The following is a 3,302-nucleotide window of genomic DNA, read 5'->3' on the forward strand; positions in this document are numbered from 1 at the left end:
ACCCCCTCGTAGCACTGCAGGCGGACCAGGCCCGAGTCGGTGGCCTGCGCGACGGCGCGGGCCAGCTCGGTCTTGCCCACCCCCGCGGGGCCTTCCACGAGCAGCGGCTTGCCCAGCCGGTCGGCCAGGAACACCGCGGTCGCGGTGGCGGTGTCCGGCAGGTAACCGGTCTCGGCCAAGCGCCGTGAGACGTCGTCGATGTCGGCGAACAGCGGCTTGGGCCGGGCGGGCACGCTCACGATCTCAGTTCTCCTAGGGCATTCGGTGTCAGGCCGGGCGGATTTGCCCGTCCCCCCACGCGATCCATTTGGTCGAGGTCAGTTCGGGCAGCCCCATCGGGCCGCGCGCATGCAGCTTCTGGGTGGAGATGCCGATCTCGGCGCCGAAACCGAACTGCTCGCCGTCGGTGAACGCCGTCGAGGCGTTGATCATCACTGCGGCCGAATCGACACCATCCGCAAAGCGTTGTGCCGCAGCCATATTGGTGGTCACGATGGCGTCGGTGTGTCCGGTGCCGTACTCGTTGATGTGGGCGATCGCGGCGTCGACACCCTCGACGACCGCCAGCGCGATGTCCATGGACAGGTACTCACGGCGCAGGGCGTCCTCGCCCGGGTCCAGATGGACCGTCACGCCGGCGTCCTGCAGGGCGGCCACCAGGCGCGGCACCGCCTCGCCGGCGATCGCCGCATCGACCAACAGCGTCTCGGCGGCGTTGCAGACGCTGGGCCGGCGGGTCTTGGAGTTCAACAGGATCCGTTCCGCCACATCCAGATCGGCGCCCTGGTGCACATACACGTGGCAGTTGCCGACGCCGGTCTCGATGGTGGGCACCTGCGCGTCGCGGACCACCGCGTCGATCAGGCCGGCTCCCCCACGCGGGATCACCACGTCGACTAGGCCGCGGGCCTGGATCAGGTGGGTGACGGTGGACCGGTCGGCCGCCGACAGCAGCTGCACCGAGTCCGCCGGCAGGTCCTCACTGACCAGCGAGGCGCGCAACACCTGCACGAGCGCCCGATTGGACCGCTCCGCCGACGAACTCCCCCGCAACAGCACGGCATTGCCGGACTTGAGCGCCAGCCCGAAGGCGTCGACGGTGACGTTGGGCCGGCCCTCGTAGATCATGCCGATGACGCCGAGCGGGACCCGCTGCTGGCGCAGGTGCAGGCCGTTGGGCAGGGTGTAGCCGCGCAGCACCTCCCCGACCGGGTCGGGCAATCCGGCGACCTGTCGCAGGCCGGCGGCGATTCCGTCGACCCGCCTGGGGTCCAACGCCAACCGGTCGAGCATCGCGGACGGTGTGCCCGCGGCCCGGGCGGCCTCGAGGTCCTCGGCGTTTGCCGTCAGGATCCGCTCGGTGTGGGCGCATAGCGCGTCGGCCGCCGACTGCAACGCGGCGTCCTTGGCGACCGTCGGCAGCAACGCCAGCGCGCGGGCCGCGACGCGGGCGCGGCGTGCGGCGTCGTGGACGTCTCGGCGCAGGTCAGGACGCGAGGGAGCGTGCAGACTCATTGAACCAGGGTATCGGGCCTTGGCTGACGAAGTGAGGCGGCCCGCCCCGGTGCCGCTTACCCCACCCGTTCCCCGCGCCGCGCCTGGCGGACTTTGCTTTGCCGCTCTTCGAGGATGTGGCCGAAGTTCTGCAGCAGCAACGGTTCACGCATCACCAGGTGCTCGACGTGCTCCCGGTCGATCTCGAGCGCGGTGACCTCCTCGAGCGCGTACGCGCTCGCCATGTTCGGCTGCCGGGTCAGCGCTGTGAGGCCCAGGAATGAGCCCTCGACGAGCGTGCTGATCGGCACGATCGAGCCGTCGTCGCCCATCGCGGTCAGCTGCACGCGCCCGGCGACCAGGAACGTCATCCCCCTTGGCACCTGGCCGGCGTACTCCACCGTTTCGTCGGCGCCGTATCGGACGAGTTTCGCGCACGCGTGCAGCGACCGCTGCTCGTCGGCGTTCAGCCGCAATGCCGGCGCCACCACGGTGCGCAGCGCCTTCTCCACCCGTTCGGCGGTCGAGTAGTCGTCGTCGCAGTTGTCCAGGTGCAGGCCCTCCCGCCGCGCGGCGTACCAGACCCAGCGCAGGAAGGTCGATTTCGCGGCGCCGTCGTCCGCGGGTGAGTTCAGCCCGAAGGAGGTGCGGTATTCGCCGCCGCCGGCGGGTACCGAACGGGGCACGCTGTCGGGCTTGAGCTGGGGCAGGCCGAGGGCGACGCGCGACAGCATGGCGCACACCCGGTCGGGCGCGTCGGCGGCCGCGAACGTGGTCGTCATCGCCAATTTGTGCGTGCCGGCCGGGCGACTGAGGTTGGTGAACGCCGTCGTGGCCAGGACCGAGTTCGGCGTCACCCGCATCCCGCTGCCGGTGTCGATGTGCACCGCCCGCCAGTTCACTTCGACGACGCGCCCGCGCGCCGTCCCGGTGTCCAGCCAGTCGTTGATCCGGAACGGTTGCTCGAACAGCATGAACAGGCCGGACACGATCTGCCCGACCGAGTTCTGCAACATCAGCCCGATGACGACCGACGTGACACCCAGCGCGGTGAACAGGCCGCCGACCCGGACACCCCAGATGTAGGACAGGATGAGGACCAGCCCCACGCCGATCACCGCGAAGCGCGCGACGTCCAGAAAGATGGCGGGCAGGCGCGCGCGCCAGCTGTCTTCGGGCGCGCCTTCGAACACGGTGGCGTTGAGCCCCGACAGCAACATCACCAGCACCAAAAAGCCGAACACCGTGGTGAGCAGCCGCACCGGGACGTCCCCGGCCGGGACCTCCGAAGCCTTGACGAGCAGCAGCAACAGCGCGACGAGCGGCAGCAGGTAGTTGCGCAGCAGGCCAACCTGCCTGGCCAGGCGGCTATTGCGGCGGACGAGCGTGTGGTGCAGCTCGGTGAGAAAAATCAAGCAGATCGGAAAGCCGATCGCGATGCCGATCGCCCAGTAGAACCACGACGAGTTCCACGCGTTCATCATCGCTCCGACAGCCGGTACATGGTCTGATCTATTCCGCCCACCGAGATCGTGCCGGCGGGCGTGAAATGCCGCACGTCGCGCATCGCCTCGTAGACCGGGGCGCTGACATAGATGCCGGGCTGCGGGGCGCCCCTGTGCATTTGGTAGGCCAGGCTCACGGCGGCACCCCACATGTCGTAGACGAGGCTCGAGCGGCCCACCAGCCCGCTGACGACGTTGCCGGTGTTGATCCCGACCCGAAGGCCCAACTCGTGACCGGTCTGGCTGTTGAACCGGTCGATGATGCGACGCATTTCGACGGCGAAGTCGACGGTTCGGTGGATG

4 protein-coding genes are annotated in these 3,302 nt (G+C 69.3%); all 4 read right to left on the reverse strand.

Annotated features, from left to right (window positions below; translation table 11 throughout):
• On the reverse strand, positions 1–239 hold a 239-nt coding region (locus VMD50_RS21855), incomplete at its 3' end, for an AAA family ATPase (protein ID WP_325430630.1).
• Between the two features lie 28 nt (positions 240–267).
• The gene (locus VMD50_RS21860) at positions 268–1,515 is read right to left on the reverse strand and encodes a glutamate-5-semialdehyde dehydrogenase (RefSeq protein ID WP_325430632.1); all 1,248 of its coding nucleotides are present in this window, start codon (positions 1,513–1,515) and stop codon (positions 268–270) included.
• A gap of 56 nt (positions 1,516–1,571) precedes the next feature.
• Positions 1,572–2,975: a mechanosensitive ion channel family protein gene (locus VMD50_RS21865; protein WP_325430634.1), complete on the reverse strand. Its 1,404-nt coding sequence runs from the start codon at positions 2,973–2,975 to the stop codon at positions 1,572–1,574.
• On the reverse strand, positions 2,975–3,302 hold a 328-nt coding region (locus VMD50_RS21870; protein ID WP_325430636.1), incomplete at its 5' end, for an adenylate/guanylate cyclase domain-containing protein. The genes VMD50_RS21865 and VMD50_RS21870, both read right to left, overlap by 1 nt.

Source organism: Mycobacterium sp. (assembly GCF_035506235.1).
Taxonomy (GTDB): domain Bacteria; phylum Actinomycetota; class Actinomycetes; order Mycobacteriales; family Mycobacteriaceae; genus Mycobacterium.

What these genes read in the sequence shown, in the direction of transcription:
- VMD50_RS21860 (WP_325430632.1), bottom strand. Translation starts at nt 1,515, where the DNA reads ATGAGTCTGCACGCTCCCTCGCGTCCTGACCTGCGCCGAGACGTCCAC.
- VMD50_RS21865 (WP_325430634.1), bottom strand. Translation starts at nt 2,975, where the DNA reads ATGAACGCGTGGAACTCGTCGTGGTTCTACTGGGCGATCGGCATCGCG.